3 protein-coding genes are annotated in these 5,746 nt (G+C 64.2%); 2 read left to right on the forward strand and 1 reads right to left on the reverse strand.

All coding sequences use genetic code 11. The annotated features are described in order from the left end of the window. Nucleotides 1–179 precede the first annotated feature (179 nt). On the forward strand, nucleotides 180–1,658 hold the full coding sequence (locus AC0L2R_RS32385) for a L,D-transpeptidase family protein (protein ID WP_473513773.1): 1,479 nt from the start codon (nucleotides 180–182) through the stop codon (nucleotides 1,656–1,658). 137 nt (nucleotides 1,659–1,795) lie between these two features. Further along, entirely contained in the window at nucleotides 1,796–3,346 is a 1,551-nt protein-coding gene (locus tag AC0L2R_RS32390) for an MFS transporter (protein ID WP_473513774.1), read from the forward strand. Between the two features lie 20 nt (nucleotides 3,347–3,366). Here the strand turns inward: AC0L2R_RS32390 and AC0L2R_RS32395 are convergent, their stop codons facing one another. Beyond that, nucleotides 3,367–5,325 carry a M23 family metallopeptidase gene (locus AC0L2R_RS32395; protein WP_473513776.1) on the reverse strand — a complete coding sequence of 653 codons (1,959 nt, stop codon included), beginning with the start codon at nucleotides 5,323–5,325 and terminating at the stop codon, nucleotides 3,367–3,369. Nucleotides 5,326–5,746: the final 421 nt, after the last annotated feature.

Consider the following 5,746-nt stretch of genomic DNA (forward strand, 5'->3'; position numbering starts at 1 on the left):
TTTTGCGGGGGTGGGGGTGCCCGGCCCCAAAACCCCCAAAAATATTTTTTTTTTTTTCTAAATCTTTTTTTTTTTTTTTTTTTTTTTGGGGGGGGGGGGGGCCCCCCCCCCCGCCCCCCCGGCGCTCTAAAGAGACAACGCCGGGCGGCGGCAATTACGGACCGGAGAATTTGGCCAGCATGTTCCGCACGATCTTCACCCTTTCGGCGTTCGCCGCCGGGCTGCTTTCTTCGAGTGTAATGGCCGCGCCGACGCAGGACATCGCGCCGCGATCTGCCCGCGCCGCGGATGCCCGAGCCGCGGATAGCCATGCCGTGCTGGTCGCCCAGAACGGCGATTTCGACGTCTACTACGACGCCAGAGGAAACCGCGTCATCGTCGATACGGAAACCGGCAAGGTGCTCGCCATCCAGCCGCCGCAGACCAGGTTCGATCGCCGCGCACTCCGCCGCGAGGGCTTGCGCAATCTCGGACCGGTCGAGGACGACCGCTATTATCTCGACGATCCGGAGGACACGGCGCGCTTGCGCCGCAGGCAATTGGAAGAGGAGGGCCTGATCGTCGTACCGCCGGTCGAGGAATATGATGCCTACGGCGATCCGGTGGACGCTTTTCCCGAAGCACCGCTGGATGGCGGCAACTATGGCAACAATTATCCGGAAGCGCCGCAGCCGGTAAAGCCGCGCACCGTCAAGCGCCAGCCGCTCAACGAGGCTGCGATCGAACCGGTCGAGCCGACGGCGCCGGGCGACCAGGCGGCACTGCCGCCAAAGATCGACGGGAAGATCGTCGTCGATCCGTCGCTTTCACTCGGTGCACGCCAGGAGGTCGCGGCGCTGCAAGTGCTGCTCGACCGCGCCGGCGCTTCGCCCGGCGTCGTCGACGGGCGCTTCGGCTCGAATGTCGATAAGGCGCTCGCCGCCTACAACGAGATCACCGGCAGCAATCTGCGGTCGACCGATGTGGTCGGCATCCAGGCGGCGCTTGAGCAGTCCGGCGGCGATGCCTTCGCCTCCTACAGCCTCACGCCCGAGGATGCTGCCGGCCCCTATGTCGCATCGGTGCCGGAAGACTACGGCCAGAAGGCGCAACTCGAACGGCTGAGCTACACCTCAGTCACCGAAGCGCTGGCCGAGCGGTTCCACATGGACGAGAACTATCTGAAGGCGCTCAATCCGGAAGCCAATTTCAACCGTCCCGGCACGATCATCAAGGTCGCCAATTTCGGCAGGCTGGTGGCCACGCCGGTGGCACGCATCATCGCCGACAAGGGCAAAAAGCAGGCCCGCGCCTATGACGCGTCGGGAAAACTGATCGCGGCCTATCCAGCCACCATCGGCTCGGCGGACACGCCTTCACCCACCGGCACGCATGCGGTGTCGCGGGTCGCTCTCGACCCGAACTACACCTACAATCCGAACATCAATTTCAAGCAGGGCGAAAACAACAAGATCCTGACCATCCCGCCGGGCCCGAACGGCCCCGTCGGCTCGGTCTGGATTGCGCTGGACAAGCCGACCTACGGCATTCACGGCACACCCGACCCCTCCAAGATCGGCAAGACCGAAAGTCATGGCTGCGTGCGGCTGACCAATTGGGACGCGCGCGAACTGGCAAAAATCGTGTCGCCGGGCGTCACGGTGGAATTCATCGACTGAGCCCTATCCCAAATCATCGCGCAGTCCTGGGTCAACCCGGGAGCAGGCTCTTTGGGCGACGTGATCCTGTTCTGGTTTCAACGACAGCAACCCTCTGGCCGGTTGTTGCCGGCGCACAGGAGGTCTAAGCAGGCTTCATGCGTTCTCCAAGCGAAGTCGGCGCCGAAGCCGTCCCCCTGGTCAGGCCGCTGCCGGCCGATACGTTCTGCCCGCAATCGCGACGCAGGTTCGTGCTGATCGCGGCGATCCTGGCTTCCGCGCTCGGCTTCATCGACGGCTCGATCCTGGCCATCGCCACGCCGGCGATCCGCGTCGATCTTGGCGCCAGTTTCGCCGAGACGCAGTGGATTTCAAACGCCTATGCGCTGACGCTTTCGGCACTCATCCTTGTTGGCGGCGCCGCTGGCGACCGTTTTGGCCTGCGGCATGCTTTCGTGGCAGGCATCGCGCTGTTCATTGCCGCCTCGCTTGCCTGCGCGGTGGCGCCGAATCCACCAATGCTCATTGCGTTTCGCGCCATTCAGGGCATCGGTGCTGCCATCATGGTGCCAGGCAGCCTCGCCATTATCGCCAAGGCCTATCCGAAGAAGGAGCGCGGCAGGGCGATCGGCATCTGGGCGGCAGCCTCGGCGCTGACCACGGCGCTTGGCCCGGTGCTGGGCGGCGTTGTCTTGTCTGCCTTCGGCGACGGCATCTGGCGGGTGATCTTCGCGGTCAATCTGCCGCTTGGTCTTGTCTCGATCTATCTTCTCCTCGCCAAGGTCCCGGCCGACGCACCGACCGAAAGGCGCAGCCTCGATCTCGGCGGCGCTGCACTCGCCACCTTGGCGTTCGGAGCGCTTGCCTACGGCTTGACTTCGATGAGCGCAGAGGGCGAGGGGCAAATGTCCGGCCCGAGCATTGCCGCCGGCGCGGTGCTGCTCATCGTGTTCATTGTCTTCGAGCGCCGGCAGCGCGAACCGATGATCGATCTCTCGCTGTTTCGGGTCGGCGCCTTCGCCGGCGCCAATGTGGCGACCTTCTTCCTCTATTTCGCACTGTCGGCCAACCTGTTCTATCTGCCGATGCTGCTCATCGCCGGATGGGGGCTGAGCGCCGCCGAGGTCGGCTTCATCTTCCTGCCGCTGTCGGTCTTGATCGCGCTGTTGTCGGGGCCGGTCGGCCAGTGGTCCGACCGGATCGGTCCGCGTTTTCCGATCGCCAGCGGCAGTCTCGTCGTCGCTGTCGCCTTTGCCGGGCTTGCCTTGCTGGCCTATGCCGGCATCCACAGTTTCTGGTGGGGGGTGTTTCCGCTGATGGCGCTGATGGGGCTCGGCATGGCGCTGGTGGTGTCGCCGCTGTCGACGGCGGTGATGACGGCGGTCGAGGACAAGGATACCGGTGCTGCCTCGGGAATCAACAATGCCGTCTCGCGCATTGGCGGCCTGATCGCAGTGGCGGCGATGGGGTCACTGGCGGCTTGGGTCTATGCAGCAGCGCTGAACAGCGGTGCCGCATCCGGCATTCCGGGTTTCGGCGAACCGGCGCCGGATATCGATGCAGCAAGGCTGGCCGCCAGCGACGCAGCGTTCGCAGCAGTCGCCTTGGTGACCGCGCTGCTTTGCCTGCTCGCGGCGATCGTGGCGTGGACAACTGTTTCCGGCGAGCGACTGCCATGGCCGCCTGGATCCGAGGCTCCGCAGCGCTGAGCAGCCAGGCCCAACTCGGCTCAGCCTTCGATCTTGGCGCTCGCGACTTTCAGCGAATCATTGTCTTCCTGCTTGAGCAGATCATCGATGCGCCCGCGCTCGCGCTTGAAAGCGACGAGGTCGTCGCCCTTCAGCACCTTGCCGACCGGCAGGCGAACGCGCATCGGGTCGACCTTGGTGCCGTTGACGATCAGCTCGTAGTGGAGGTGCGGACCGGTGGCGAGGCCGGTCTGGCCGAGAAAGCCGATGGTCTGTCCTTGGCGGACGCGCACGCCCGGCGCGATGCCTTTGGCAAAAGCGCTCTGATGATTGTAGGAGGTCTCGTAGCCATTGGCGTGACGGAGGATGATCTGTTTGCCATAGCCGCCGGCCCAGCCGGCCTTCTCGACGACACCGTTGCCGGCGGCGATGATCGGCGTGCCGATGGCGGCTGACCAATCGACGCCGGTATGCAAGCGCACATAGCCGAGGATCGGATGCCTGCGGGCACCGAAGCCGGAGCGGAATTTTCCTGCGGGCAGGGGATTGCGCAGCAGGAATTGCTGGGCGCTGCGGCCGTCCTCGTCGAAATAGTCGGTGCTGCCGTCCTGCATCTGGAATCGGTAGAAATTACGCGTCGTGCCGCCGAAGCTCGCCGAGACGTAGAGCAGCTCGGATTCGTCGGATGCCCGGTCGTCGCCATCCGGCTGCGAGAACAGCACCTCGATGCGGTCCGACGGACTGAGCCGCGACTGGAAATCGACGCCGGACGCCAGGAGCTTGATCAGCCGCTTGGTCATCGCCTTGGACATGCCGTAGGAGTAGGCGGCGCGGTAGATGCCGTCATAGACGTTCGGCAGATTGCCGCGCACCACCACCGGCGGCGAATCATCGAACGCGGTCAGCAATTCGGGATTGGGCTCCGGCTCCTGCGCCGGCACATATTGGCCGTGATCATCGAGCGCGATGGTGACGATATGCTGGGCCCTGTCGTAGATGCCGGTGCGAACGACCTTGGCGGCGTCGCCATGGATCTCGAGGCCGACGCGCAGCACGGTTCCCGCCTTGAGCGCTGTCGCATTCAGCAATTTGGCGATCGCCTCGGCCATACCGGTGGCGTCCTCGCCGGTATAGCCCGAATCGGCGAAGGCCTCGACGATGTTGCGGTCCCTGGTGAAGGGGATGATCTCCTCGGCGAAGGCCGGCGCCTGATCGTCGGGGGCAGCACGCGGCGACACCGAGACGTTTTCCGGAACGATCCTGACGTCGTAGGAGCCGGCCATGCTCTCGGCGAATGCATCGCCGAATCGCTGCGGGTCGACATAATGCAGCGACGCGACCTGCACGGCGCCGTCGCTCAGACCCGTGCCGGCCTCGCGCACCACCTTTTCCACCTCGTCGGCGGACAAGTCACTCTTTTCGTCGAACGCTGCCGTCTCGATTGGGAAATCGACCGTTTTCAGGCTCAACTCGCTTTCGACCTTGGCGCCATAGATCTGGCCTGCGGCGGTCGCCGGCTGGCCGGCATTGCCGTCGCGGTCGTCGCCAAACACCTGCATCGGATTGAAAGGCGGATAGGCGCGGCTGGTCGTGTGCCCGGCGGCAAGCGCCATCTTGATCTGCACGAAAGGCATGGTGTGGATGACATCGCGGTCGCCGACCTTGGTCACCATCGGCACTTCCATGCGCCGGCGGTCCTTGGCCTTGGCGATCTGGCGCGGCGCCACCAGCCTGGTGGTCTTGGCGATCTCGCCGGAATCGTCGCCTCTCGCAAGGCTGATCAGTTCGGCGATTTCGGGCGGCGTCGCCAATTGCTGACGGCCGTCGAGGGCTGCGAACAGCGCCACACCCATCAGCACGCTCGACGTCACGCCGGTAAGAAAAGTGCCCGACAGCCAGCGCGCCGAAACCTCGCGCCGGTCGGGCGGGCCACTGCGACCGTCCGCAATCAGCGGCGGCTCGTTGCCGAGTTCGGCTATGACATTTTCCGTATCTGGCATCCAGAAAGGCTGCTTCTTCCCCGGGCGGGACGGCTTGTCGCTTTTGTTGTGGCCATGACATTTGCCTGTCACGGCGGGCGAAGTCAACGAAGCGGCTGGCTTCGGCCGAGATCCCCAGTCATACTTCTCTCTTAGTGGCTCTCTTAGTGGCTCTCTTACAGTCTCTTATAAGGCGCCGCGCCAGTGGTGCTGCGCCAGCTTCGTTGGCGTTGGTGTCAAACCGCAATGCGGCGGCAATAGGGCTCCGTGGCGGTGTTCGGCTTTGTTATCCCCATGCCGCCGCGGAAGTCGGCTACCGAAAATCGGCGCCGCAATCTTTCGTCGCAAAAAATTCAAAAAAGACCGAAATCGTTGTTGACACTTTGGCTGGGCGCCGACTATATACGCCTCACCAACGAGGGCGGCGCGCCGCTGGCGACGA

It is taken from the genome of Mesorhizobium sp. WSM4820, assembly GCF_055811075.1.

Coding starts and splice junctions, on each gene's coding strand:
- AC0L2R_RS32385 (WP_473513773.1), top strand. CDS start 180: ATGTTCCGCACGATCTTCACCCTTTCGGCGTTCGCCGCCGGGCTGCTT.
- AC0L2R_RS32390 (WP_473513774.1), top strand. CDS start 1,796: ATGCGTTCTCCAAGCGAAGTCGGCGCCGAAGCCGTCCCCCTGGTCAGG.
- AC0L2R_RS32395 (WP_473513776.1), bottom strand. CDS start 5,325: ATGCCAGATACGGAAAATGTCATAGCCGAACTCGGCAACGAGCCGCCG.